The 26,824-nt window shown below is 47.1% G+C and carries 16 protein-coding genes, 1 tRNA gene and 3 rRNA genes; 1 reads left to right on the top strand and 19 read right to left on the bottom strand.

Going from position 1 to position 26,824, the window contains the following annotated elements:
• Window positions 1-2 precede the first annotated feature (2 nt).
• From NQ489_RS05760 to glgB, 12 genes are all read right to left on the bottom strand, one after another.
• The gene (locus tag NQ489_RS05760) at window positions 3-821 is read right to left on the bottom strand and encodes an ABC transporter permease (protein WP_015525682.1); all 819 of its coding nucleotides are present in this window, start codon (window positions 819-821) and stop codon (window positions 3-5) included.
• Window positions 821-1,867: a spermidine/putrescine ABC transporter ATP-binding protein gene (potA, locus tag NQ489_RS05755; RefSeq protein ID WP_015525681.1), complete on the bottom strand. Its 1,047-nt coding sequence runs from the start codon at window positions 1,865-1,867 to the stop codon at window positions 821-823. The genes NQ489_RS05760 and potA overlap by 1 nt, the downstream gene beginning before the upstream one ends.
• Window positions 1,857-2,651, bottom strand: coding sequence for an ABC transporter permease (locus tag NQ489_RS05750; protein ID WP_021651061.1), 795 nt, complete (start codon window positions 2,649-2,651; stop codon window positions 1,857-1,859). The genes potA and NQ489_RS05750 overlap by 11 nt, the downstream gene beginning before the upstream one ends.
• Window positions 2,648-3,502 carry an ABC transporter permease gene (locus NQ489_RS05745; protein WP_021651060.1) on the bottom strand — a complete coding sequence of 285 codons (855 nt, stop codon included), beginning with the start codon at window positions 3,500-3,502 and terminating at the stop codon, window positions 2,648-2,650. The genes NQ489_RS05750 and NQ489_RS05745 overlap by 4 nt, the downstream gene beginning before the upstream one ends.
• Entirely contained in the window at window positions 3,495-4,757 is a 1,263-nt protein-coding gene (locus NQ489_RS05740) for an ABC transporter ATP-binding protein (protein ID WP_021651059.1), read from the bottom strand. Before NQ489_RS05740 ends, NQ489_RS05745 begins: the two co-directional genes overlap by 8 nt.
• A 182-nt stretch (window positions 4,758-4,939) precedes the next feature.
• Window positions 4,940-6,250, bottom strand: coding sequence for an amidohydrolase (locus tag NQ489_RS05735; RefSeq protein WP_021651058.1), 1,311 nt, complete (start codon window positions 6,248-6,250; stop codon window positions 4,940-4,942).
• Between the two features lie 41 nt (window positions 6,251-6,291).
• Entirely contained in the window at window positions 6,292-7,119 is an 828-nt protein-coding gene (locus NQ489_RS05730; protein ID WP_021651057.1) for an HAD family hydrolase, read from the bottom strand.
• Window positions 7,120-7,519: 400 nt separating this feature from the next.
• A 23S ribosomal RNA gene (locus tag NQ489_RS05725) occupies window positions 7,520-10,406 on the bottom strand.
• 354 nt (window positions 10,407-10,760) lie between these two features.
• Window positions 10,761-10,878: ribosomal RNA gene (rrf, locus tag NQ489_RS05720) — 5S ribosomal RNA — on the bottom strand.
• 60 nt (window positions 10,879-10,938) lie between these two features.
• Window positions 10,939-12,468 (bottom strand): 16S ribosomal RNA (locus tag NQ489_RS05715).
• The 16S, 23S and 5S rRNA genes sit together here, the layout of an rRNA operon.
• A gap of 1,389 nt (window positions 12,469-13,857) precedes the next feature.
• Window positions 13,858-13,930 (bottom strand) — tRNA-Thr (locus NQ489_RS05710).
• Between the two features lie 125 nt (window positions 13,931-14,055).
• Entirely contained in the window at window positions 14,056-16,329 is a 2,274-nt protein-coding gene (gene glgB / locus NQ489_RS05705) for a 1,4-alpha-glucan branching enzyme (protein WP_044962151.1), read from the bottom strand.
• Between the two features lie 215 nt (window positions 16,330-16,544).
• Here glgB and NQ489_RS05700 point away from each other — a divergent pair, with 215 nt between their 5' ends.
• Entirely contained in the window at window positions 16,545-17,516 is a 972-nt protein-coding gene (locus tag NQ489_RS05700) for a carbohydrate kinase family protein (RefSeq protein ID WP_044962153.1), read from the top strand.
• Window positions 17,517-18,434: 918 nt separating this feature from the next.
• Here NQ489_RS05700 and NQ489_RS05695 read toward each other — a convergent pair.
• From NQ489_RS05695 to ilvD, 7 genes are all read right to left on the bottom strand, one after another.
• On the bottom strand, window positions 18,435-20,051 hold the full coding sequence (locus tag NQ489_RS05695) for an IS66-like element ISRgn2 family transposase (RefSeq protein ID WP_021650231.1): 1,617 nt from the start codon (window positions 20,049-20,051) through the stop codon (window positions 18,435-18,437).
• Window positions 20,052-20,199: 148 nt separating this feature from the next.
• Complete coding sequence (gene tnpB, locus NQ489_RS05690) at window positions 20,200-20,544, bottom strand: IS66 family insertion sequence element accessory protein TnpB (protein ID WP_009246070.1); 345 nt, start codon at window positions 20,542-20,544, stop codon at window positions 20,200-20,202.
• Window positions 20,538-20,951 (bottom strand): IS66 family insertion sequence element accessory protein TnpA, encoded by a 414-nt coding sequence (tnpA, locus tag NQ489_RS05685; protein WP_198013380.1) that lies wholly within the window; start codon window positions 20,949-20,951, stop codon window positions 20,538-20,540. The genes tnpB and tnpA overlap by 7 nt, the downstream gene beginning before the upstream one ends.
• A gap of 204 nt (window positions 20,952-21,155) precedes the next feature.
• Window positions 21,156-22,319 (bottom strand): phosphoglycerate dehydrogenase, encoded by a 1,164-nt coding sequence (locus tag NQ489_RS05680; RefSeq protein WP_021651414.1) that lies wholly within the window; start codon window positions 22,317-22,319, stop codon window positions 21,156-21,158.
• Window positions 22,319-23,401 (bottom strand): 3-phosphoserine/phosphohydroxythreonine transaminase, encoded by a 1,083-nt coding sequence (gene serC / locus NQ489_RS05675; protein ID WP_015527147.1) that lies wholly within the window; start codon window positions 23,399-23,401, stop codon window positions 22,319-22,321. Before serC ends, NQ489_RS05680 begins: the two co-directional genes overlap by 1 nt.
• Window positions 23,394-25,076 carry a biosynthetic-type acetolactate synthase large subunit gene (gene ilvB / locus NQ489_RS05670; RefSeq protein WP_015527148.1) on the bottom strand — a complete coding sequence of 561 codons (1,683 nt, stop codon included), beginning with the start codon at window positions 25,074-25,076 and terminating at the stop codon, window positions 23,394-23,396. The genes serC and ilvB overlap by 8 nt, the downstream gene beginning before the upstream one ends.
• Before the next feature lie 15 nt (window positions 25,077-25,091).
• Window positions 25,092-26,765: a dihydroxy-acid dehydratase gene (ilvD, locus tag NQ489_RS05665; RefSeq protein ID WP_021651413.1), complete on the bottom strand. Its 1,674-nt coding sequence runs from the start codon at window positions 26,763-26,765 to the stop codon at window positions 25,092-25,094.
• Window positions 26,766-26,824: the final 59 nt, after the last annotated feature.

Genomic DNA, 26,824 nt, shown 5'->3' with positions numbered 1-26,824 from the left:
CTTTAATCGTCCTGAGTATCCATCTTCTTCATCAGGCTCATAAAGATCAGGATGATCACTGCCAGGATCAGAGAGATGGCACTTCCGAAGTTCCAGTCACCTACAGAAATAAACTGTGACTCGATGAGATTACCGATCAGCATGTACTGGCCGCCGCCGAGAAGCTTCGGAATAACGAAGGTTGATATGGACAGAAGGAATACCATCATGATACCATTGACCACACCTGGCATGGAAAGCTTCCAGGTGATCCTCCAGAAGGTCTGGAAGGGATTGGCACCAAGGTCGTTGGCCGCTTCGATCAGTGACTTGTCCATTTTACTTAAGGATGTATGGATCGGAATGATCATAAAGGGCATAAAGTTACAAACAAGGCCCACGATAACGGAAAAATCTGTATACATCATGGTGATCGGTGAGATTCCCAGCATTTTCAGAAGGTTGTTCACCAGACCATTGTCAGAAAGAATGTTCATCCATGCATAGGTACGGAGAAGCATGTTGATCCACATGGGAATGGTGACCATAAGGATCAGAAAGCTCTGCACCTTTTCGGAATATTTGGAAATAATGTATGCCAGCGGATATCCGCAGACCAGGCAGATTAGTGTGGTCAGGATACCCAGGCGGAAGGATTTCAGGATAACACTTAAATATGTAGCTTCCAGAAATTTTGCAAAATTCGCCCATGTAAAATGCAGGGTCAGAACTTCATTTCCATCTGAGGTAAATGCATAAAGCACGATCAGGATCAATGGTACCACGATCAGGATCGAAGCCCAGATGATATACGGCTTGATCAGATGCTTGAACTGTTTCATTAGTATCCTCCCATTCTGCACATAACATGGATATCCTCAGGACCAAACTTCAGTCCCACTTCACGTCCCACTTCTGCATAATCGGTAGTGTGCACCATGTATGTGCGAAGCTCCGTCTCAACCAGGATCTCATAATGCACGCCCTTGAACGTAATGTTCCGTACCGTTCCTCTGATCTTGGCCTGATCCGGTTCCACAATATCCAGGTCCTCCGGGCGGAGAACAACCTCAATGGCTTCGTTGTCCTCAAATCCCTTGTCTACACATTCAAAACGGAAGCCATCAAACTCCACAAGGAAATCCCTGATCATTGTTCCTTCTATAATATTGGACTCTCCGATAAAGCCGGCAACAAAACGGTTCTCCGGCTCATTATAGATATCTGTCGGGCTGCCGATCTGCTGGATCTCACCGTTGTTCATGACTACTACCGTATCAGACATGGAAAGTGCCTCCTCCTGGTCATGGGTGACATAGATAAAGGTGATCCCTACCTCTCTCTGGATCTTTTTCAGCTCGATCTGCATCTGCTTACGGATCTTGGCATCCAGTGCGCCGAGTGGCTCATCCAGCAGAAGAACCTTCGGCTCATTGACAAGAGCTCTGGCAATGGCAACTCGCTGCTGCTGTCCACCGGAAAGAAGTGTAACATCTCTTTTTTCGAAGCCTTCCAGCCCTACCATTTTCAGCATTCTTTTTACCTTCTGCTCAATAACAGATTTATCTACCTTTTTCAGATTCAGGCCGAAACCGATATTGTCCATAACATTGAGATGCGGAAACAATGCATATTTCTGGAATACCGTGTTGATCTCTCTTTTATATGGAGGCAGCTTGGAGATCTCAATTCCGTTAAACAATACCTCTCCGCCGCTTGGCTCCTCAAAGCCGGCAATGATCCTTAAGGTTGTTGTTTTTCCACAGCCGCTGGGTCCCAGAAGCGTAAGGAATTCGTTTTCGTGAATGTCCAGATTAATGCCCCGGAGCACCTGCTGGTCATCAAAGTTTTTTGTGAGATTTTTTAACTCGATCAGTTTATTGCTCATCTTTTATATTCCCCTTCCCGCGTTTTCCTGCGATCAGATATACTGCCAGTACCAGAAGGATCACTCCCAGCATTATGGTACAAAGTGCATTGATCTCCGGCGTAACGCCTGTTTTCATCTGTGTGTAAACTTTTATCGGCAGCGTGGATACACGTGGCCCGGTTACAAAAATGCTGATCACCACATCGTCCATGGACATGGCAAAGGCCAGCAGAGAGCCGGATATAACAGCCGGCATGATCAGCGGCAGGGTAATGTCCCAGAAGGCCCGAAAGGAACCGGCACCAAGATCTCTGGCTGCCTCTTCCAGGGACGGATCCATTCCCACAAGCCTTGCTTTTACCTCCATCAAAATATAGGGCACGCAGAAAACCGTGTGTCCGATCAGAAGTGTCAGCATTCCAAATGGCAGGTTCAGCATATAGAAAAATGCCATCAGTACCATTCCCAGAATGATCTCCGGGATCATCAGAGGCAGAATGGAAATATACTCCATCATCCCTTTTGTTTTCCAGTGGATCCTGGAAAGTCCTACAGCCCCCAGTGTTCCGATCACTGCAGATACCCCACAGCTGGACACCGCCAGGATCAGACTGTTTTTCAATGCCTGGATCAGATCCCTGTCCTGAAACAGTTCCTGATACCATTTCAGGGAAAATCCGGTAAAGCGCACCGGAAGTCTTGCTTCATTAAACGAAAATACCACTACCACACCAATGGGCAGATACATAAGGAAAAACAGGATCCCCAGGTACAGTCCTGAAAGCTTTGAGTTCTTTTTCATCCGATTCCCTCCAGTTCCTTCACATTGGTAAGCTTCCGATATAATACGATCATCAGAGTTGTCAGTATCATCAGTACCACAGCCAGTGCTGCGGCAAAGGGCCAGTTATTGCCTCTTGTCATCTGCTCCTGGATCAGGCTTCCCACAAGTACGATCTTGTTTCCGCCCAGGATATCCGCAATAAAAAACAGACCCATAGACGGAATAAAGGTAAGTATCACTCCGGAAAGAAGTCCCGGCAAAGTCAGCTTAAAGGTGATGCTCCAGAAGGCCTTCCATCTGCTGGCTCCAAGATCTCTGGCAGCTTCCACAAGGGACCAGTCCAGCTTTTCCGCACTGGAATATACGGACAGTGCCATAAACGGCAGCAATACATAGATCATACCGATCACGATCGCAGGATAGCTGTACAGGATTTTTAAGGGCTCCTGGATGATGCCAAGCTTCATCAGCAGATAATTCAGAAGGCCCTTTTTCTGGAGAATGATGATCCAGCCATAAAGACGGATCAGGGAATTCACCCAGAAAGGCAGCATCAGGAAAAGCATGGCCAGCTTCTTTTTGCCCTCGGAAAGCTTTGCCATAAAGTATCCGAAGGGGTAGCCCACCAGACAGATGATCAAAGTGCTGGTGAGCGCAAGACGGAAGGATCCCGTAAAGGTCTGCAGGTATACAGGCTCCAGGATCTGCTTGTAATTATCCAGAGTAAATTTCCAGTTCACGCCGTAGCCGCCGTCTGCTGTGGAAAAGCTCAGTGCAACTACATACAGAAGAGGCAGAGCAACGAAGATCAGTGTAAAAAGATACAGCGGCAGGATCATCCATACGGAGCCTGCTCTGTGCTTACGCATGGGTACCTCCTGCACAGGGACCTGACTGATCCGGCAATACTTCTTCTGATCTTTCTTCCCGATCTACCAGCACTGCATCTGTAGGAAGAAAACAGCAGCGCACCTTTTCTCCTACACTGACATTTGTATCAATGCCGTAACGGCTTGCCACGATTTCCTGACCTTCCGAAGTTTTCAAAACAACACGGAGCTGGCCGCCGGCGAAGGTTTTTTCAATGACTTCGGCGGTTAAGCCATCGCAGCTGTCATCTGTGGTTTTTTCTGCGGGCTCCTGTACACTCTTTTGTGTGTTTTCTGATGTGCAATTCGGCGTGCTTTGTTGTGCATTTTTTTTATTTTCCTCAAAACGGATATTTTCGCTTCTTACTGCGATGGTAACCTTTTCTCCTTTTTGTGGGAAATATCCTCTGTCAGATGTAGCTGCGGTGTCCATTGATACTTTTACTTTTCCGGCATCAGTTCTTACGGTGATCTGAGCGGAAGTACCGTCAATCTCCTCTTCCGCAATGCTTTCCACAATACCGGTCAGGATATTGGCATTTCCAACAAAGGTTGCCACATAGCTGGTCTTCGGATGATTATAGATCTCATCCGGCGTCCCAATCTGCTCAAAGCGACCGTGGTTCATCACAGCGATCGTATCAGACATGTTGATGGCTTCTTCCTGATCGTGAGTGATATAGATAAAGGTGATCCCCAGCTTCTTCTGCAGGCGCTTCAGCTCGTGCTGCATGGCACGCCTCAGCTGCAGATCCAGCGCACCAAGGGGTTCGTCCAGAAGAAGTACCTCCGGATTGTTCACAAGTGCTCTGGCTATGGCCACACGCTGGCGCTGACCGCCGGAAAGCTCTGACGGCTTACGCCTCTCAAAGCCCGGAAGCTGAACAAGCTCCAGCATTTCTTTGACTCTTCTGCTGATCTCCGCTTTCGATGTTTTTTTCAATTTCAGCCCATATCCAATGTTATCTGCTACATTCATATGGGGAAAAAGTGCATAATTCTGGAACACTGTGTTCACATTGCGCTGATTCGGTTCCATGGATGTCACATCCTTTCCATCCAGAAAAACCTGGCCGGAATCTGGCTGTTCCAGGCCTGCAATGATCCGCAGTGTGGTGGTTTTTCCACAGCCGGAAGACCCCAGCAGAGTGACAAATTCTCCTTTTTTTGCTGTAAGACAGATGCTTTCCAGGACGTCCTCACCTTCCTGGAAGCTCTTTTTTATGTTTTTCAGTTCTAATGAAATTTCGGACATTTAGTTCTCCTTCTGTTTGCTATGATATCCGCACCCTGCATGGGACTTTCCTGATATAAGATTGCTTATTGTACTCTCGCAGGGGATTCTCCTGATCCAAGATTGCTTATTGTACCCCGCATGGGATTTCCTGATTCAAGATTGCTTATTGTACCCTCATAGGACTTCTCTGATTCGGTTAACTACTCATTTTCATGAAAATTATCTCGTATATACTGACAATAAGTTTCTTTATTAAATACAGGTTTAAATTCCCGACAGATTTTTTTTGCTTCTTTTGCCTGATCACAAAGAAGACGATACGTAGTCAGTGCCAGAAGCTTGGCTGGTTTGATATATGCCAGTTCTTCATCCATGATCTTAAAATCTGCTCCGTGAAGTTTTCCCGCAAATCCTCCAAATGTAAAATTCAGCACTGGAAACAGATGGGTCAGGTCTCCTACGTCGGTACAGGCGTTGTTAAAATCTGCCGGCTTTGAACATCGGTATGAAGCATCCAGAAGCTTTACGGATTCTTCCATCACTTTATCCGCACCTCTGTGCAAGATCGGCATATATCCCTGAAGCGGTTCTCTTTCGATCGTACCACCGAATGCATAGGCAGCTCCGTCATAGGCACGGTCCATTTTTTCCTGTGTTGCCCGGATCGCATCCAGAGACGCTGCACGGACTTTTGTTTCGATCACCGCTTCGTCCGGAACTGCATTGATCACATCTCCGGCTTTTCGGATCACGTTGTGAAGACGCACATGGTCTTCCTCCCGGAAGGTTTCCCGCATCAGTCCCATCATCTGGATGGCACTGGAAGTAATACTTAATGCATTGACACCATCCCATGGATCAATAGCTGCATGTGCGGCTTTTCCTCTTACTGTCACTCGTTCTGCGGAAAATCCATTGCAAGCCGCATTCCCCAGGTAAAAATCTTCTTCTACCGGCATCATGTGCACATGTGTGGTCAAAATAATGTCTGAATGATCAAATTCTCCAAGCCGGATCAGCTCGCTTTTTCCGGATGCCGGGAAGCCGATTCCCTCTTTCCGAAGCCGTGCACGTTTATCTGCATCAATGTATTCTTCCGCCGGAACGGCAAAAAAAGATACGGACCCAGACAGAGAGGCTTGAACCTCCTCATTGGTCAGTGCCAATGCTGCGCCGATCATGGCTGCAATCTGTGCGTGGTGTCCGCATGCATGTGCTGTCCCATTAACGGGATCAGCCATCGGATGCGACTTACATCCGATGGCGTCAAGTTCTCCGATAATCGTAATGTTCGGTCCGTCCTGTTCCATCCACTCAGCGCGAACCCCTGTGCGTGCAAGTCCTCCATGCACACGAAGTCCCAGGCCACGCAAAAAAGCCGCTACGTGTGCGGCTGTTCTCTCCTCATAAAATCCCGGCTCCGGATGGCTCTGGATATCCTTCGCAAAGGCTATGATCTCATCTCTGTGTTCATCTATAGTCTGAATGATCTTTTCTTCAATATGATTCATGTCTTATAACCTCCATTTTCCGCAGGTTAAGCTATATGATATCATAAAACAGTTGATTTGGAAATAGATATTTTCTGGAGATATTTCGCTACTCCGTCGTTTTCATTGGAACCGATGATCCCGGTTGCCACAGCTTTCAGTTCACTCACTGCATTTTCCACTGCATAGGCTTCATCCGCAATTTCAAACATATCAATATCATTTTTTCCATCACCAAAAACAACTAATCTGTCACATTCCAGTTTTTGTTTTAACTGCAAAGCAGCCTGCGCTTTAGATGCTTTTTGCGGCATGATCTCCAGCCACTGCTCTCCTGTATAGATATCTTCCTGATAAACAACGTGATATTTATTTTTGTATTTATGATAAAATGGTTCCAGCTTCTCCGGCTTATCAATGCAGGTGATATAAAAAAGATCTCCATACATCAGTTCAGACTCTGTAGTTACAATATTCGTACGTTTGTCGCCCTTCCGGCTGTTTAAAAATGTCTGCATTCCACTTGTTGCCTTTGCCGGTATATAAGAAAACTTTTCAATATTATTCTGATATGAATATATGATCGGATATATTTCGTGTGCAAAAAGATCTCTCAATACATCATATATGTCTTCTTCAAAATAATTGGCAATAAGGATTTCCTCTGTTATATTATCTTTCACAAATGCCCCATTGTATATAATAAGAGGGAAATGTGTGTTAAGGCCTTCTGTTACTTTTTTTGCCGTATTTAAGGAACGAGCTGTTGCATAGGAAAATAACATGCCTGAAGAAGTTAACGCATTGATTGTTTTTATTGTATATGGGGATAAAGTTTCATTTTTTCGTAAAAGAGTTCCATCAAGATCTGATACGTATAATGTTTTCATAAATAAATCCTTTCGTTTTGCTGTGGACTGTGAATAGAAAAACTTTTTTCAGTTGACAGGGACATTGATGATAACGTATTTTTTTATTATAGCACAAAAAAAGTGGCTGTTTAAGCCACTTTCTTACGATTGTATATTCAAAACTACATACATGCTTTGTTGATGGTTAATCGTTTTGTTGAATCAATTTTAACCTGCGTGCCGATTTGCCTTTTTTTCACGGGCTCGCAGCTAAAGCTGCATCGCCTGTTTAGTAGGCTACTCCAGCGGGGGGCATCTCACGACTTCGTCGTTCGATGTCATTTGCTTCGCAAATGTTCAGTCTGCATCATAAATGGTTCTCCACAAGCAAGCTTGCTCCGCCCCATTTCTGCTACATCCTGCCCGCTTCCTCGGCTAGTTGGTCAAGCCCTCACCCGATTAGTAACAGTCAGCTCCATGCATTACTGCACTTCCACCTCTGCCCTATCTACCTCGTCGTCTTCAAGGGGGTTTACTTCATAAGAATGGGATATCTCATCTTGAGGGGGGCTTCACGCTTAGATGCCTTCAGCGTTTATCCCTTCCGGACTTGGCTACCCGGCCATGGCTTTGGCAAGCCAACCGGTCCACCAGCGGTCCGTCCATCCCGGTCCTCTCGTACTAAGGACAGCTCCTCTCAGATATCCTGCGCCCACGCCGGATAGGGACCGAACTGTCTCACGACGTTCTGAACCCAGCTCGCGTACCGCTTTAATGGGCGAACAGCCCAACCCTTGGGACCTACTACAGCCCCAGGATGCGATGAGCCGACATCGAGGTGCCAAACCACTCCGTCGATGTGAACTCTTGGGAGTGATAAGCCTGTTATCCCCAGGGTAGCTTTTATCCGTTGAGCGATGGCATTCCCACTTAATACCACCGGATCACTAAGCCCTACTTTCGTACCTGCTCCACCCGTCGGTGTCGCAGTCAAGCTCCCTTCTGCCTTTGCACTCTTCGAATGGTTTCCGTCCATTCTGAGGGAACCTTTGGGCGCCTCCGATACCCTTTCGGAGGCGACCGCCCCAGTCAAACTCCCCGCCTGGCATTGTCCCACCGCCGGATTACGGCGGCTGGTTAGAAGCCCAATATCACAAGGGTGGTATCCCAACAGCGGCTCCGCGGCAACTGACGTTACCGTTTCTCAGCCTCCCACCTATCCTGTACATGCAACACCGGACCCCAGTGCCAAACTGGAGTAAAGCTCCATGGGGTCTTTCCGTCCTGGCGCGGGTAGCCAGCATCTTCACTGGCACTTCAATTTCACCGGATGTATTGCCGAGACAGCGCTCAAATCATTACGCCTTTCGTGCGGGTCGGAACTTACCCGACAAGGAATTTCGCTACCTTAGGACCGTTATAGTTACGGCCGCCGTTTACTGGGGCTTAAATTCAAAGCTTCGACTTACGTCTAACCTCTCCTCTTAACCTTCCAGCACCGGGCAGGCGTCAGCCCATATACCTCACCTTTCGGTTTCGCATAGACCTGTGTTTTTGCTAAACAGTTGCTTGAGCCTATTCTCTGCGGCCTGCTCTCGCAGGCACCCCTTCTCCCTAAGTTACGGGGCCATTTTGCCGAGTTCCTTGGCAATACTTCTTCCGCCGGCCTTAGGATTCTCTCCTCATCCACCTGTGTCGGTTTACGGTACGGGTACAATATGAACGATAGCGGCTTTTCTTGACGCATGGCTCACGGGCTTCGCTACTAATCTTCGCTCCACATCACGTCTTCCCATTGCCACACGGATTTTCCTATGTGACTGGTACCTCGCTTGTACCGGGCTTTCCATTCCCGGCTCCCGCTCTCCTTACGTGTCCCCACAGTTCTGTCATACTGCAGTACAGGAATATCAACCTGTTGTCCATCGGCTACGGCTCTCGCCCTCACCTTAGGTCCCGACTCACCCAGGGCAGATCAGCTTTACCCTGGAAACCTTGGATATTCGGCCTAGAGGATTCCCACCTCTATCTCGCTACTCATTCCGGCATTCTCTCTTCCATGCAGTCCACAGCTCCTTCCGGTACTGCTTCTTCCCGCATGCAATGCTCCTCTACCAATCTTTTCAGATTCCTTAGTTTCGGTGGCGCGTTTCAGCCCCGGACATTTTCGGCGCAGGACCTCTCGACCAGTGAGCTATTACGCACTCTTTGAATGTATGGCTGCTTCTGAGCCAACATCCTGGTTGTCTTCGAAATCCCACATCCTTTTCCACTTAACGCGCACTTTGGGACCTTAACTGTAGGTCTGGGCTCTTTCCCTTTTGACCGCCCAACTTATCTCGTGCAGTCTGACTCCCGGTGATATCTACACGGCATTCGGAGTTTGATATTCTTCGGTAGGCTTTGACGCCCCCTAGGAAATTCAGTGCTCTACCTCCGCAAGACTCACACCGAGGCTAGCCCTAAAGCTATTTCGAGGAGAACCAGCTATCTCCGGGTTCGATTGGAATTTCTCCCCTATCCACACCTCATCCCCACCCTTTTCAACGGATGTGGGTTCGGTCCTCCACTACCTCTTACGGCAGCTTCAACCTGGACATGGATAGATCACCCGGTTTCGGGTCTACTCCTACTGACTCTGGCCCTATTAAGACTTGGTTTCCCTACGGCTCCACACCTGAAGTGCTTAACCTTGCCAGTAAGCGTAACTCGCCGGACCGTTCTACAAAAAGTACGCGGTCGTACATATAAAGTACTTCCACAGCTTGTAGACACAGGGTTTCAGGTTCTCTTTCACTCCCCTCCCGGGGTCCTTTTCACCTTTCCTTCACAGTACTATGCGCTATCGGTCACTAAGTAGTATTTAGCCTTAGGGGGTGGTCCCCCTTACTTCCCACAAGGTTCCTCGTGTCTCGTGGTACTCCGGATCCTGCTCAGTCAGCTCTGCTTTCACGTACGGGGCTTTCACCCTCTCCGGCCGGCTTTCCCAAAACCGTTCTGTTAACTTCGCTGAATCTTAAATGCAGTCCATGACCCCGGCATGCACGCACACCGGTTTAGGCTCCTCCGCGTTCGCTCGCCGCTACTTACGGAATCGATGTTTCTTTCTTTTCCTCCGGGTACTTAGATGTTTCAGTTCCCCGGGTTCCCTTCCATACGTTATGGATTGGCGTATGGATGCATGAGGTCTGCTCATGCGGGTTTCCCCATTCAGACATCTCCGGATCACGGGATATTTGCTCCTCCCCGAAGCTTTTCGCAGCTTATCACGTCTTTCATCGGCTCTTAGTGCCAAGGCATCCGCCCTGTGCCCTTATTGCTTGACCTTTCGCTTCATCACCCTAGCGTAGGTGATGCGGTCTCTTGATTCTCGTGTTACTACAGTAAGTGCTTTCTTCTCACGAAGTTTACACTCACGTTCGTAACGTATGTGTTTGATTACTCTGTTCAATAACAGATAAATCGATGTCTTCCTATCTTTGCGTTTGTATTAATTTCTTAATACTTTGCGTTTAAGGATATTTGATTAACTTAATCAAATTTCATGTATGCAGTTTTCAAGGTACAATGCTGACTGATGTTTTATCAGCCATTTAAAAAGAAAATATCTTTTCTTCTTAAATCACTGGTAAAACCAGCATCTATTCTCATCAGGATCTCTCCTGTGTTTTTCTTTTTTGATCTGGCGCCCACCTGCTCTCCCACACCGTCTCCAGTGCAGTACCATCGGCCGATTGGGTCTTAACCGTCGTGTTCGGGATGGGAACGGGTGTGTCCCCCAACCGCATCGGCACCAGAAATATCTCAGCTTGATAGCTAAACAGTAAAACACATTCTTACTCTCTACTTTTCCCTTAGAAAGGAGGTGATCCAGCCGCACCTTCCGATACGGCTACCTTGTTACGACTTCACCCCAGTCATCGGTCCCGCCTTCGGCAGCTCCTTCCTTGCGGTTAGGTCACTGACTTCGGGCGTTACTGACTCCCATGGTGTGACGGGCGGTGTGTACAAGACCCGGGAACGTATTCACCGCGGCATTCTGATCCGCGATTACTAGCGATTCCAGCTTCGTGTAGTCGGGTTGCAGACTACAGTCCGAACTGGGACGTTATTTTTGGGATTTGCCCACCCTCGCAGGTTCGCTTCCCTTTGTTTACGCCATTGTAGCACGTGTGTAGCCCAAATCATAAGGGGCATGATGATTTGACGTCATCCCCGCCTTCCTCCAGGTTATCCCTGGCAGTCTCCTCAGAGTGCCCGGCCGAACCGCTGGCTACTGGGGATAGGGGTTGCGCTCGTTGCGGGACTTAACCCAACATCTCACGACACGAGCTGACGACAACCATGCACCACCTGTCTCCTCTGTCCCGAAGGAAAGACACGGTTAAGAGTCGGTCAGAGGGATGTCAAGACTTGGTAAGGTTCTTCGCGTTGCTTCGAATTAAACCACATGCTCCACCGCTTGTGCGGGTCCCCGTCAATTCCTTTGAGTTTCATTCTTGCGAACGTACTCCCCAGGTGGAATGCTTAATGCGTTTGCGGCGGCACCGAATGACTTCGTCACCCGACACCTAGCATTCATCGTTTACCGCGTGGACTACCAGGGTATCTAATCCTGTTTGCTCCCCACGCTTTCGAGCCTCAACGTCAGTTACCGTCCAGTAAGCCGCCTTCGCCACTGGTGTTCCTCCTAATATCTACGCATTTCACCGCTACACTAGGAATTCCGCTTACCTCTCCGGCACTCAAGACGGGCAGTTTCCAATGCAGTCCCGGGGTTGAGCCCCAGCCTTTCACATCAGACTTGTCCATCCGTCTACGCTCCCTTTACACCCAGTAAATCCGGATAACGCTTGCCCCCTACGTATTACCGCGGCTGCTGGCACGTAGTTAGCCGGGGCTTCTTAGTCAGGTACCGTCATTTTCTTCCCTGCTGATAGAAGTTTACATACCGAGATACTTCTTCCTTCACGCGGCGTCGCTGCATCAGGGTTTCCCCCATTGTGCAATATTCCCCACTGCTGCCTCCCGTAGGAGTCTGGGCCGTGTCTCAGTCCCAATGTGGCCGTTCACCCTCTCAGGCCGGCTATGGATCGTCGCCTTGGTGGGCCGTTACCTCACCAACTAGCTAATCCAACGCGGGTCCATCTTATACCACCGGAGTTTTTCACACCGAGCCATGCAGCTCTGTGCGCTTATGCGGTATTAGCAGTCATTTCTGACTGTTATCCCCCTGTATAAGGCAGGTTACCCACGCGTTACTCACCCGTCCGCCACTAGAAACAATCTAAATCTGCCGAAGCTTCAATAAAAGGTTTCCCGTTCGACTTGCATGTGTTAAGCACGCCGCCAGCGTTCATCCTGAGCCAGGATCAAACTCTCTGATAAAATGTTTGATTCGTTTACTCAAGACAACCGTTTGGCTATCTCTCGTTTTTACTGCTTTTGGTTTGTTTAAACCGTTCTTTAAATGTAAAGAAATTTTCGAGAATCGTATGTGTTTCACTGTTTAGTTATCAAGGTTTGTTGTGTCTGTCTCTCAGACAGCTCGTTTATTTTATCTCATCTCTTTTTGTTTGTCAAGCACTTTTTTAAGTTTTTTTCAAACATTTTTGAGTTAAGATTTTGTTGTCGTTTCGTTGACGACTTGGATACTTTATCATATCTTCTGTCTTTTGTCAACTGTGAATTTCATTTTTCTGAAATTCTTTTTAATTGTTTGTTTTTTGAAAACAATTATTTGCGACATCTCATTTATAATACCACTGGGAGTTATGCTTGTCAACCATAAATTTCAATTTTTTTAGATTTTCCTGGAAGTTTATTTTTATAGGACAATTTCTTTTCTGCTATCATTCATCTATTATGCTATTATCTTCCTGTTTATTATTTTATATGTGTTGTTTTTTAATAAGACTCTTCGCTGTATGGCGCTACGCCGGTCGCATTTTCAATGCGGGAATATGCAGGGGGAAGGCCATCTCAGAGTTCCGTAGCCCGAAGGCTCTCCCCCTGCACCCCCGCCCTCTTGGGCACGGAAGTAGTTCTTCGTTGTTGTATGCGCTGCGTTGTTGACTTTTGTCTGTATGCTGCGGTCCTCAGAATGGAACGTTGTGCCGATCTGGTTTCTGTATTCTTCGGTACTTATAGTGGTACGCTGTGCCGATCTGGTTCCTGGATTCTTCGATATTTATGGCGATACGCTATGCCGATCTGCAATCTGATTCTGGGATTCTTCGGTACTTATGGTGGTATGCTGTGCCGATCTGGCTCCTGGATTCTTCGATATTTATGATGGAATGCTGTGCTGATCTGCGATCTAGTTCCTGTATTCTTCGATATTTATGGTGATACGCTGTGCCGATCCCGTTTCTGTATTCTTCGATACTTATAGGAATATTCTGTACCAGTCTGACATTTCAGGACAGGACGCCCAGTCCGCTTCCATCCCCCCGCATGTTTTTTCCTGTCGTTTGGAAGCGTCAGCCAGAAGAAGGTGGCATCGGGCCGGGCTGCTGCGGAGGAGGGGTGATTACTACTCGGGCTGCGGGAGACGGCGTTATTGAGGCAGGGTCTGCTGTCTGAGCCGAAGGCGAGTTCTGACCCTGCCGCAATGCTTTTAGCCGTCTCACGGAGCCCTAGTAGTATCCCCCGACGGAGTCCCTGCCCGGAGCGATGCCACCTTCCTCTGGCGTCCCTCGACCACATCCATACACACCAAAAAAAGCCCGGCATCTTCATATTCCAAAGACACCGGACTCCCATCAGTCATATATAAGCTGGAAATGAGACTCGAACTCACGACCCCTTCATTACGAGTGAAGTGCTCTACCGACTGAGCTATTCCAGCTTGTGCTAAACACAACTGATATTATACCGTATTTTACAAAAAATGCAAGCACTTTTTCCTACAATCCACTCAAATCCTTACCCTCCAATCACCCCCAACCATATTCCCATTTAATTCACAAACCATCACTCATCCCCGGAAGCCCCTTTCCTGCGAGAAGCCACCCGTTTCACAACCTTTACCGCATCCTTTACAGCCACAGATTTTTCAACCACCGTCATTTTCGCTTTATCCATACGCTTCCCCCTGCTTTTCCCCACAGTCTTTTTCACATTTCCTTTCTTCACAGAGTTTTTCTTCACATCCCCCTTCTCCGGTGTACACCCAAATACCGCCACACCATAAGCCGGAAGCTTCAGCTTCAAAGAAAATTCCCTGTTATCACACTCCATATGAATAGCCGCTTTCGCCCGTGCGTTCACCACACCCTGTCCGCCAAACTTTTCACTGTCACTGTTGAAAATTTCCTTATATTTCCCCGCAAAAGGCACACCAACCCGGTAACTGTCATAAGATACCGGTGAAAAATTACACACCGCAAGAATCGTTTCTTCCGGCTTTTCCGTCTTACGAAGAAACGCAACCACATTCTCATCATAGCTGGTAAACTGGATCCACTCAAACCCATCCGAATTACCATCCATTGCATACAACGCCGGATGATTCCTGTAAAGTTCATTCAGATCATGCAGATACGCCCTCATTTCCGGCCCCACATCCCCATCCGGCGCAGTCATCTTCACACCCGGATGAAGCATCAGATAGCCATACGCAGCACGCAGCTGAGCATCCTTCTGCCTTGAAGATCCCGGAAGCTTCTCCTGAAACTCTTTTAACGTACCCACATCTCTCTTCCCCAGAGTCAGTACATAATGCTCACTATATGCATACATCATGGAAAGCGTCAGCTGATCATAATAATTTCGTCTGTCCAAAGGCTCTGCTTCCAGGTAAGAAAGAAGATCCTTTGTCCAGCCACCACTCCATTTATAGTCAAACCCCAGATGATCATTCTCCACACTGTCTGTAAGCTGCGGCCATAAACCATCCTCCTGTGCGATCAGAAGAATCCCCGGATACTGCTTCTTCACAATAGAATTCAGATGCTTCAGAAACTCCATTGCCTGAAGGTTCTCATTGGAACTATAAAGATTAGCCGTCCACTGGCCCGCCTCTCTTCCAAAATCCAGATACAGCATCGCATCTACATCATCCATCCGAAATCCGTCCACATGAAATTCATCCAGCCAGAAAAACGCATTGGAAATAAGGAAATCTTTGACCATAGGACTTCCGTAATTATAAAGCATGGTGCCCCACATCGGATGAACGGCCATAGCCGGATCCTGTACTTCATAAAGAGGAGTTCCGTCAAATTTCTCAAGCCCTGCATCAAACCGCGGAAACTGAGCCGGTGTCCAGTCCAGGATCACGCCAATCCCTGCCTGATGAAGATCCTCTACCAGTGTCCGGAAATCTGCCGCAGTCCCAAAACGGGTAGTCACAGCATAATACGCAGACGTAGAATATCCTCCTGAACTTCGGTCAAGATACTCCATCACCGGATGAAATTCTACATGCGTATAACCGGTTTCCTTCAGAAACTCCACCAATTCACCACTGTTTTTCCACTCTGTTACATCCGTTTCATAAATAGAAACCGGAACTTCACGGCTGGCAAACCTTTCACGTTCCTTCATCCACGCTTCATCCTGCCATAAAAACTCCCCCAGCTCTGTTACAACAGAAATCACAGACGGCGCTCCCTGGGTTCCATTTCCGTAAGGATCAGACTTCCGCTGTACATTGCCGCCTTTGATCTTGATCTCATACTGGTAAGAGGCCCCTGCCTGTACACCTGGAACAAAAATCTCAAAAATTCCGGACATTGGCATCCGATGCATCGGAAGACGCCTTCCATCCCACCTGTCAAAATCACCGACCACACTGACACGGATTGCATTGGGTGCCCAGACAGCAAAATATGTTCCTTCTACCTCGCCACAGGTCCCCGAATGCGCTCCCAGCTTCTCATATGCCTTGTAATAGACACCGGCACAAAAAGCTCGTTCCTCCTCTTCCGTGATCTGGCATGGACATTCATACGCATCGTAAAAAGTCTCTTTCCTGCTTCCTCTTATCACACGGAAACGATATTCCGGAATCCTTTTCAGTGGAAGCATTACAGCATAATAACCAGCCTCATCTTCCAGGATCATCGGATAACTCTTTTCCCCTACAACAACCTCTGCAGCATCCGCTCCCGGAAAAAATCCCTGGATCAGAACGCCATCCTCTGTTACCCTTGGCTGCATCACATCACGAGGTGATGCCTCCTCCCCATAAACGATCGCCTCGATCCGGGGCCAATCCATATATTCATACGCTTTATCAGCCATAATCGTCTCCTCCATCATATTTGTTGTTTTATAGACTAAGTTTACCACCATTTTACAGAAAAATAAAGATAACAGTTCTAATCTTCGCAAAAAGCACCACAAGTAACCGGTAACAGAACAGAAAATAATTCGATTTGGTTCTTCCCAAAATCATGTGTAACGATTATAATATGAAGCAGAATATGAAACAAATAACTTATCAGGAGGAATCATCAATGGAAAACAGACAGTATGATGTAACAGCTCTCGGCGAGCTTCTGATCGACTTCACAGAAAACGGTGACAGTTCCCAGGGAAACCCTACTTTCGAGGCAAACCCGGGCGGAGCTCCCTGTAACGTTCTTGCCATGCTGAACCGTCTTGGCAAAAAAACTGCATTTATCGGAAAGGTCGGAAACGACATGTTCGGCAAACAGCTGAAGGCTGCCGTAGAAGAATGCGGCATTGATACCAGAAATCTTGTCATGGACGATGAAATTCACACTACCCTTGCTTTTGTACATACTTACCCGGACGGAGACCGTGATTTTTCTTTCTACCGTAATCCAGGTGCAGATATGATGCTGACAAAGGATGAGGTAGATGCCGATCTGATCCGCAATTCCAGGATTTTCCATTTCGGCACGCTTTCTTCCACACATGAGGGTGTCCGTGAAGCAACCCGCTATGCTCTTGACGTGGCAAAAGAAGCCGGATGCATCATCACCTTTGACCCGAACTTACGCCCTCCACTCTGGAAGGATCTGAACGATGCCCGCAAAGAGATCGAATACGGCATGGAACGCTGTGATGTACTGAAGATTTCTGATAATGAAGTGGAATTTCTTTTTGACACAGCAGATTATGACAAGGGTGCTGCCCTTATCGAAGAAAAATATCATATCCCGCTTGTGCTGATCACAATGGGAAAAGACGGAAGCCGCGCTTATTATCGCGGACGGAAGGTCGAGGCTGCTCCTTTCCTTCAGGAAAAAACCATTGAAACCACCGGTGCAGGAGACACCTTCTGTGCAAGCACCCTGAATTATGTGCTGGAACACGGTCTTGAGGATCTCACTGACGAAAATCTCGCAGAGCTGCTTACTTTTGCAAATGCAGCAGCTTCTCTCATCACAACAAAGAAGGGAGCACTCCGCGTAATGCCTGAAAGAGATGAAGTTCTTGACTTCATTGCATCCCGCAAGTAGTGTATGTTTTTCTTTTATTGAATTATTTTTTTGTTTATTGGCTTTGAAAAGCTGAGAAAACACCGCAGGGGGAGAAAGCACTCAAAGTTACGAAGCCCGTTTTTCTCCCCCTGCACCCCCTCTTTCCGGGCACGTACCGCGGAAACGACGCTTCGCGCCTATCCGCCAATTGTTGTGTATTCTTCATATTTCCCCTGTTATATCATATATTTTTATTAATATCTTATCGTATAAAAATTTACAGCCAATATCATTACGCATATTATATTTGCACATTATATTTGTATTTGATATATTTACATTTAATATATTTACATTTAATATATTTACATTTAATATATTCGCATTTGATATATTTACATTTAATATATTTGGATTTGATATATTTACATTTGATTATTTGATATATTTGTATTTGATCATTTGATATATTTGCATTTGATCATTTGATATATCTGCATTTGATATATTTCCCCCTCAAATTCACTTCTATATTATTCCAAAAAATCCGCAGATGTGCCCCGCACATCGAGACCTGCCAACGCCCTCCCAACCTCACTCTCGGCTCAACCTTCCACATCCAATACCGTCACATACCTATAACGGCCTCAAGACTTTTTCACTCTCAACAACCCCTTCAGGCCGTTCTCCTCCATCGGCTCAACCTTTCGTTCCCAGCACCGTCGCATACAGACACAAGTCAACAAAACTCCCGTCCTCCACAACCAAGCACTCCTAAAAAAAGCCCGAGGGGTGTGCAGAGGGGCCGCGGCTTTGCGGCCCCTTTGCGGTTTTCCTTTTTTCCTCAAAAAAATACTGTGCGCCATTCGCCAAAAAAGCGTAAGCGCAAAATATTGCTACGCTGCCCATGAATCACGCTTGCACCAAAATGATAGATGCAAGCGTTTTACTCTATGTTTAGTTTTGACAGTTCGCTTTCGCAGTCTCGCTCCATGGGGCAAGCTGTTCCAGCTGTTCATCTGACATTTTAGCGTCTGGCCGCTGTGATAAGAGGTATGTCAGATATTTGTAGGTATTCAGGTCATTCGCTTTTGCCATCTCAACCATTGTATACACAATAGCGCTAGAGGCAGCTCCCTTCGGACTGGCACTGAACAGCCAGTTTTTCCGGCCAACAGTGAATGGTCTGATTGCATTCTCGCTAAGATTATTGGATAAACTGCAATGACCGTCTTCCAGATAGGTCATCAGGGTGTCTTTCCGATTTTGGGCATAGTTCACCGCTTTCGCCAAACGGGTTCCCTTATTTGGACGCTGTTGATCCAGCCAATTCCAGAATGCCTCCAGTATCGGCTTCTCCTTTTCAAGACGGAACTGTTTTCTCTGCTCCGCAGTATGATTTTTTGCTTTTGAGTACCGCTCACAATCAAACAGCTTGGAGCAGAACTGTACTCCCTGCACTGCCGGAAGGCTGTAATCATACTCTTTCCCTTTCGGTATGGCATCTGTGAAGTAACGTCTCACATGTGCCCAGCAAGAGCAGCGTTTGATATCCGGCAGATTGTTATAACCCTGGTATCCATCAGTCTCCAGATATCCGCTGAACCCCTGCAAGAAAGATGCTGCATGGAACTTTGCCCTTGTCTCTGTGTAATGATAGAGCAGGATCGGCGGAAGCCCATCTTCTCCACTGCGGAAGAGCCACATCCAGGAACCTGTTTCAGGATTGCGCTCCGGCTCATTCAGTACCTGAACCCGGGTTTCATCTGCCATCAGATATTTACGCATCCGTAACTGACGGTGAAAATAATCATAAACATGACAGAGGTAATTCTCGGCACAGTAAATGATCCAGTTAGCAAGCGTAGCCCGGCTTAATGGGACACCCAGCTGCTTCCATTCCGATTCCTGCCGGTTTAATGGCAGGCCATTCTGGTACTTCTGGTGCATTGCCCATCCTACAACGGATTCCGATGCATAACTTTCTGGGATCAATGGTTCCTGGACAGGCGCTTTGACAAATGTCTGATCATCCGGGTGTTCCTCTGATATGGCACATTCCGGGCATTTATAGGTTTCACGATAGATATTTACTACTTTCCCTTTGGCAGGGGTAAACCGGAATTCATGGCGGACGAATTCTTTCCCAATACATTCCATCTGTGTTCCGCAGGTTGGACAGTTCCGCTCCTCCTCCGGAAGAGAAATGATCTCGTCGCAGGAAGGAACATTTTTAAAGAGATCTGCATGTGTCCGTCGTGCTTTTCGCTTATGTTCCGGAACAGTGATGTCATCAGGAAGTTCCTGTTTCCATGTCGGATCTGCTTCCTGCTCGGCTTCATCAAAAAGATTCAGCTGACCATCGATATCTTTCCGTTTTTCACTGGAAGTACCAAAAAGCTTCTTCGTGAGATATTCAATCTGCTGACGAAGGTTTTCTTTTTCCAGACGGTCTGCTTCCAATGTTTTTTGTAAAGACTGGATCAGTTCTGTCTGTGTGGAAATCGTCTTATTCAGTTGGTTGATCAGGTCCTTGTACGCGAGGATTTTTGAATCTTTTGAATTACCGGCCATATGTTTTCTGCTCCTTTTTCACTGCTCTTATTATACCATAAAAAGCAATGAAAAAGAAGGAAAACCCAGTATTTACAAGGGATTTCAGACATGATATAGGGTGAGAACCCCCTCCCTTTCTGTTGGTTGGCATAGATGTTTTACGCGATCATTCCGTAGGTTTGAATGCCTTTGGCTGTTCGATTTCAAGCCCGGACATGAGCCAGTCGAATTGCTGCCAGGTCAGTTGCTTTACTTCCAGCTGATTTCTGGGCCAGCGGAACCTGCCCTGGACTTCCATGCGTTTATACAGCAGCACAAATCCGTCAGACTCCCAGAGCAAAGCTTTGATCCTGTCACAACGTTTTCCACAGAAAAGATACAGGGCACTTCGCCTTGGATCCATATGGAGTTGATCCTCTACAATAGCACACAGCCCGTCAATGGATTTCCGCATATCCGTTCTGCCTGTTACGATATAGATTTCATCGGCGGCTGTGATATCCCCTAACATTCCAACTCCTTCACAATGCGGAGCGTTTGAGCCAGAAGCTGAGGATCTGTTCCATTTGGTATTGTTAGATGGAAGCTTCCTACAGACAGCTTCATTGGCTCTGCTACGGAAAGGTTATTTCTTTCCGTAGCTACCGGAATCACATTGAATGGCTGTTCATATGGGAGCGGGTCAGTATCATGAAAATCCATTCTGACAACTTCCTGGCTTTCCGGTGCACGATAGCTGCGTCCGGTTGACGCTGGCAAATCCACACAACCTTTCTGACGCAGCCTTTTTACCCAGTTGTAAAAAGTCCCCGGTTTGATGTCGTGTTCCACACACCATTGATGATCGGTCAATCCACTTTGACGGCATTCCATGATGAGACGGTATTGTTCTTCGGCAGGTATTCTTTTGCTTCTCATGAGCACACCTCCATAAATCGGATAGAGTAAAATGCTCGCATCTATCATTTCTGGCAAGAGAAGATAAAGTGAAATGCTTGCATTTTCTAATGATTATTATGGAATGATTTTTAGGGCAACACAATCCGTCGAATTATTTTGCGCTTACAAAAAAGCAAACGCCACACAGTATTTAAAAAAAAGTATTTCTAACCTCTTGTTCCTTTACTTAACAACACGCACCCTGTACATTCCCTCAATCTCCTTGAGTTCATCCAACGCCTTAGCAGACGCCGCACTCTCAAGATCAATAAGAGTATAAGCAAACTCCCCTTTACTCTTATTCGTCATATCCGCAATATTCAATCCCTCGGATCCAAGGATCTTGGTAACCTGACTGATCATATTCGGTGTGTTACTGTGCGCAAGAGAGATTCTTCCAACAGCCACACAGGTACCCATATCACAGTTCGGATAATTAACAGAATTTTTGATATTACCATTCTCAAGGTAATCACGGATCTCTTTTACAGCCATCTCTGCACAGTTTTCTTCAGATTCCTCTGTAGACGCACCAAGATGCGGAGTTACCAGAATACCCTCGCGTCCTGCAACTGTCTCATTTGCAAAGTCAGTTACATACTTCTTAACCTTGCCACTCTCAACAGCCTCGATCAGCGCATCCTCATCAACAAGAAGATCTCTTGCAAAATTCAGAAGAACTACGCCGTCCTTCATCTTATCGAAAGCTTCTTTGTTGATCATCTTCTTAGTGCTGTCAAGAAGCGGCACATGAATGGTGATATAATCGCACTGGCTGTAGATCTCATCCAGGCTCTTGCTGTGCTTAATGGTTCTGGACAGGTTCCATGCCGCATCAATAGAAAGATATGGGTCATAGCCATATACTTCCATGCCAAGACCGCATGCTGCGTTTGCCACCATGGCTCCAATGGCTCCAAGACCGATGATACCAAGCTTTTTGCCGCTGATCTCGCATCCTGCGAACTGTTTTTTCTGCTTCTCGGCAAGCTTGCCGATGTGCTCTTTATCTTTCTCCTGTGCAACCCACTCGATACCTCCTACGATATCTCTGGATGCAAGGAGCATACCTGCAAGTACCAGCTCTTTTACGCCATTTGCGTTAGCTCCAGGCGTGTTGAATACAACAACACCCTTCTCTGCATACTCCTTAACCGGAATATTATTGACGCCTGCACCTGCACGTGCAACTGCACAAACGCTCTTCGGCAGCTCCATGTCGTGCATTTTTGCACTTCTTACAAGGATTGCATCACACTGGTCAGCGGTCTCTGTTTTTTTATAATTATCGCCAAAAAGTTTCAGACCTTTTTCAGCGATCGGATTCAGGCAATGATACTGGAACATTATGCATTCTCCTCCTCGAATTTTTTCATGAATGCAACCAGTGCCTCTACGCCGGCCTTTGGCATGGCATTGTAGATGCTGGCACGCATTCCGCCAACAGTACGGTGTCCTTTCAGGTTTACAAGTCCTGCTTCAGTTGCCTCTTTAACAAACTTGGCATCCATTTCCTTGTCACCGGTTACGAACGGTACATTCATAAGAGATCTGTCTTCCGGAACTACAGTTCCTTTGAACAGCTTGCTGGAATCCAGGTAATCATAAAGGATTTTTGCTTTTTCCTCATTGCGCTGTTTCATCACTTCCAGACCGCCCATCTTCTTCAGCCATTTAAATACTTTTCCGCATACATAGATGCAGTAAGCATTCGGCGTATTGTAAAGAGAGCCTGCGTCTGCATGTGTCTTATAAGTAAGCATGGTTGGGGTTCCCGGAAGAACATCCTCTGTGATCAGATCCTCACGGATGATCACGATAACCATGCCTGCCGGTCCGATGTTCTTCTGAACACCGCCATAAATAATACCATATTTGCTTACATCCACCGGCTCAGACAGGAAACAGGAGGATACATCTGCTACCAGAGTCTTACCTTTTGTGTTTGGAAGTTTTTTGAATTTTGTGCCGTAAATGGTGTTGTTCTCACAGATGTATACGTAGTCTGCATCCGGGCTGATCGGCAAATCACTGCAGTCCGGGATATAGCTGAAGGTTTTATCTTCAGAAGATGCGATCTTGTTTGCTTTTCCGTATTTCTGAGCTTCCTGATAAGCTTTTTTTGCCCACTGTCCTGTTACGATATAATCTGCGACCTTGTTTTTCATAAGGTTCATCGGGATCATGGCAAACTGCTGGGATGCTCCTCCCTGAAGGAAAAGTACCTTGTAGTTATCCGGAATGTTCATAAGCTCGCGAAGATCTTTCTCTGCAGTATCAATGATCTCCTGAAAAGCTGCACTTCTGTGGCTCATTTCCATAACAGACATTCCTGTGCCGTTATAATCCATCATCTCATCCGCTACTTCTTTGAGTACTTCCTCTGGAAGCACTGCCGGTCCGGCAGAAAAATTATACACTCTACTCATGTTTCTTCATATCCTCCTCGTCAAATACATCATCAAGGTTCGCACCAGCCGGTACCATCGGGAACACACTCAGATCCTGATCGATCCAGCAATCCAGAACGACAGGTCCCTCTGCTGCCAGTGCCATCTTAAGTGCAGGCTCCACATCCTCCATCTTTGTCACACGAATGGCTTTTGCACCCAGCGCCTCTGATAATTTCACAAAATCAACGGCGTCATCCAGTACTGTGGAAGAGTATCTCTTTCCATAGAAAAGCGTCTGCCACTGACGCACCATTCCCAGTACATGATTGTTCATAACAATCTGGATCAGCTGTCTGCCACAGCGTGCAGCTGTTGCCAGCTCATTCATATTCATACGGAAGCATCCGTCACCTGCTATATTTACAACTGTTTTTTCCGGTCTGCCCATCTTCGCGCCAATTGCAGCGCCAAGGCCGTAGCCCATGGTTCCAAGGCCGCCGGAAGTAAGAAGAGTTCTCGGCTCTTTGTATTTATAATACTGCGCCGCCCACATCTGATGCTGTCCAACATCTGTGGAGATGATCGCATCTCCGTTGGTCAACTCATAAAGCTTCTCTATAATATACGGACCTGTAAGCTGTGTGTGATCATAATTCAGCGGATATTTTGATTTCAATTCCTGGATATGTGCGATCCACTCCGGATGTTCTTTCTTCGGAATTTCCTCCAGAAGGCGTTTCAGCACTTCCTTCACATCACCGATCACACTGGCATCCACTTTGATATTTTTATTGATCTCCGCAGCATCCACATCGATCTGAAGGATTTTTGCATTATGTGCAAAAGTTTTGGTATTTCCTGTTACACGGTCACTGAAGCGTGCACCGAGAACAATAAGAAGATCGCACTCTGTTACGCCAAGATCGGAAGTCTTGGTTCCGTGCATACCTACCATACCTGTATAGAGAGGATCTTCTCCCGGGAAGGTACCCTTGCCCATCAGAGTATCACAGACAGGAGCCTGGATCCTGCGAGCCAGCTCACGTACTTCCTGGTCAGCACCGGAGATCACACATCCGCCGCCAACAAAAATAAACGGTTTCTCTGCCTCTCTGATCATTTCCAGCGCCTGATCAATATCTTCTTTACGGATACTTTTAATCTCACGGTTAACCGTAGCCGGATGGCATGGCTCATATTCATATTTCATTCCTGTGATATCCTTCGGGACATCCACAAGCACCGGGCCGGGTCTTCCGCTTTTTGCAATATAAAATGCTCTTCTTAACGTATCTGCAAGATCTTCGATATTCTTTACGATGAAACTGTATTTTGTTACAGGCATTACGATACCTGCGATATCAACCTCCTGAAAAGAATCTCTTCCCAGGAGTGGTCTTCCTACGTTTGCAGTAATGGCTACCATCGGTACGGAATCCATGTATGCAGTCGCGATCCCTGTTACCAGGTTAGTTGCTCCTGGACCGGAGGTTGCCAGGCAGACACCTACCTTTCCGGTCGCTCTTGCATAACCGTCAGCAGCATGGGATGCACCCTGCTCGTGGGAGGTCAGTACATGTGTGATCTCATCTTTATATTCATATAAGGCATCGTAAACATTCAGGATCGCGCCGCCCGGATATCCAAATACGGTATCAACGCCCTGTTCCTTCAGACATTCTACGATGATCTCTGCACCTGTAAGCTGCATATCTTTCGTTCCTCCTTATTTTGCTTTCGGTACTTCCAGGATCGCACCACGGTTTCCGGATGTTACCATGGAAGCGTATCTTGCCAGATATCCGGTTGTCACCTTCGGCTCTCTTGGCTGCCATTTTTCTCTTCTAGCCTGCATCTCTTCATCTGAAACCTTGATCTCCAGTTTCAGCTCCGGAATATTGATGCTGATGATATCGCCTTCCTCAACCAGTGCGATCGGGCCGCCTACTGCTGCCTCCGGTGATACGTGTCCGATAGCGGCTCCTCTGGATGCACCGCTAAAACGTCCATCGGTGATCAGGGCTACGGAAGAACCAAGTCCCATTCCCACGATGGCAGATGTAGGGTTCAGCATCTCTCTCATTCCAGGGCCACCCTTTGGTCCCTCATAGCGGATAACCACAACATCCCCCTCTACGATCTTACCGCTCTTGATGGCAACAATTGCGTCATCCTCGCTGTCAAATACACGTGCAGGACCTTCATGTACCAGCATCTCCGGTACAACTGCAGAACGTTTTACAACACCACCATCCGGTGCAAGGTTTCCTTTCAGTACGGCAAGTCCGCCTGTCTTTGTATACGGATTGTCGATCGGGCGGATAACATCCGGATTCAGGTTTACACAGTTTTTGATATTCTCACCTACTGTTTTTCCGGTTACTGTCATACACTCTGTATGGAGAAGTCCCAGCTTGTTCAGCTCATTCATGACCGCATAGACACCACCGGCCTCATTAAGATCTTCCATGTAGGTCGGGCCTGCCGGTGCAAGGTGGCAAAGGTTCGGGGTCTTCTCACTGATCTCATTTGCAAAGCTGATATCAAAATCCATTCCGATCTCATGTGCGATAGCCGGAAGATGAAGCATACTGTTTGTGGAGCATCCAAGTGCCATATCTACTGTAAGTGCATTTAAAACTGCCTCTTTTGTCATAATGTCTCTTGGGCGGATGTTCCTTCTGTACATTTCCATTACCTGCATTCCTGCATGCTTTGCAAGACGGATACGTTCAGAGTATACTGCCGGGATGGTACCGTTTCCTTTCAGTCCCATACCGAGAACCTCTGTCAGGCAGTTCATGCTGTTCGCAGTGTACATACCGGAACATGATCCGCAGGTCGGGCAGGTTTTGTTTTCGAATTCTTCCAGATCATCTGCTGTGATGGTTCCTGCTGCATAGGATCCTACTGCCTCAAACATACTTGAAAGACTGGTTTTGTGTCCTTTTACATGGCCGGCAAGCATCGGACCGCCGCTTACGAATACAGTAGGAACGTTGATCCTTGCCGCTGCCATCAGAAGGCCAGGTACGTTTTTGTCACAGTTGGGAACCATGACCAGAGCATCGAACTGATGAGCCAGTGCCATGGCCTCTGTGGAATCTGCGATCAGGTCACGTGTTACAAGGGAATATTTCATTCCAACGTGTCCCATTGCGATTCCGTCACATACTGCGATCGCCGGAAATACAACCGGTGTGCCGCCAGCCATTGCAACGCCGAGCTTTACAGCATTTACAATTTTGTCAAGGTTCATATGTCCCGGTACGATCTCGTTATAAGAACTTACGATTCCTACCAGTGGTTTGTCCATTTCTTCCTTTGTCATTCCAAGGGCATTGAACAGGGAACGATGTGGTGCCTGCTGTGTGCCTTTTCTTACGGTATCACTTTTCATTTTTAAGGTCTCTCCTTTTTATTCTTTACGATAGGATCCGGTATCTGTTTATAGACTTC

Source organism: Blautia sp. KLE_1732_HM_1032, from assembly GCF_025147905.1.
GTDB classification, from domain to species: Bacteria; Bacillota; Clostridia; order Lachnospirales; family Lachnospiraceae; genus Blautia_A; species Blautia_A fusiformis.
Note: the sequence above shows the minus strand (reverse complement) of the source record. Positions and strands in the feature narration are given on the sequence as shown.

Bases quoted from the DNA above. Each gene is read 5' to 3' on its own strand.
- potA (WP_015525681.1), bottom strand. From the start codon at position 1,867: ATGAGCAATAAACTGATCGAGTTAAAAAATCTCACAAAAAACTTTGAT.
- tnpB (WP_009246070.1), bottom strand. From the start codon at position 20,544: ATGTTAGGGGATATCACAGCCGCCGATGAAATCTATATCGTAACAGGC.
- NQ489_RS05750 (WP_021651061.1), bottom strand. From the start codon at position 2,651: ATGAAAAAGAACTCAAAGCTTTCAGGACTGTACCTGGGGATCCTGTTT.
- NQ489_RS05735 (WP_021651058.1), bottom strand. From the start codon at position 6,250: ATGAATCATATTGAAGAAAAGATCATTCAGACTATAGATGAACACAGA.
- serC (WP_015527147.1), bottom strand. From the start codon at position 23,401: ATGAGTAGAGTGTATAATTTTTCTGCCGGACCGGCAGTGCTTCCAGAG.
- NQ489_RS05740 (WP_021651059.1), bottom strand. From the start codon at position 4,757: ATGTCCGAAATTTCATTAGAACTGAAAAACATAAAAAAGAGCTTCCAG.
- NQ489_RS05730 (WP_021651057.1), bottom strand. From the start codon at position 7,119: ATGAAAACATTATACGTATCAGATCTTGATGGAACTCTTTTACGAAAA.
- tnpA (WP_198013380.1), bottom strand. From the start codon at position 20,951: ATGAGAAGCAAAAGAATACCTGCCGAAGAACAATACCGTCTCATCATG.
- NQ489_RS05695 (WP_021650231.1), bottom strand. From the start codon at position 20,051: ATGGCCGGTAATTCAAAAGATTCAAAAATCCTCGCGTACAAGGACCTG.
- NQ489_RS05760 (WP_015525682.1), bottom strand. From the start codon at position 821: ATGAAACAGTTCAAGCATCTGATCAAGCCGTATATCATCTGGGCTTCG.
- NQ489_RS05680 (WP_021651414.1), bottom strand. From the start codon at position 22,319: ATGTTCCAGTATCATTGCCTGAATCCGATCGCTGAAAAAGGTCTGAAA.
- ilvD (WP_021651413.1), bottom strand. From the start codon at position 26,765: ATGAAAAGTGATACCGTAAGAAAAGGCACACAGCAGGCACCACATCGT.
- NQ489_RS05700 (WP_044962153.1), top strand. From the start codon at position 16,545: ATGGAAAACAGACAGTATGATGTAACAGCTCTCGGCGAGCTTCTGATC.
- NQ489_RS05745 (WP_021651060.1), bottom strand. From the start codon at position 3,502: ATGCGTAAGCACAGAGCAGGCTCCGTATGGATGATCCTGCCGCTGTAT.
- glgB (WP_044962151.1), bottom strand. From the start codon at position 16,329: ATGGCTGATAAAGCGTATGAATATATGGATTGGCCCCGGATCGAGGCG.
- ilvB (WP_015527148.1), bottom strand. From the start codon at position 25,076: ATGCAGCTTACAGGTGCAGAGATCATCGTAGAATGTCTGAAGGAACAG.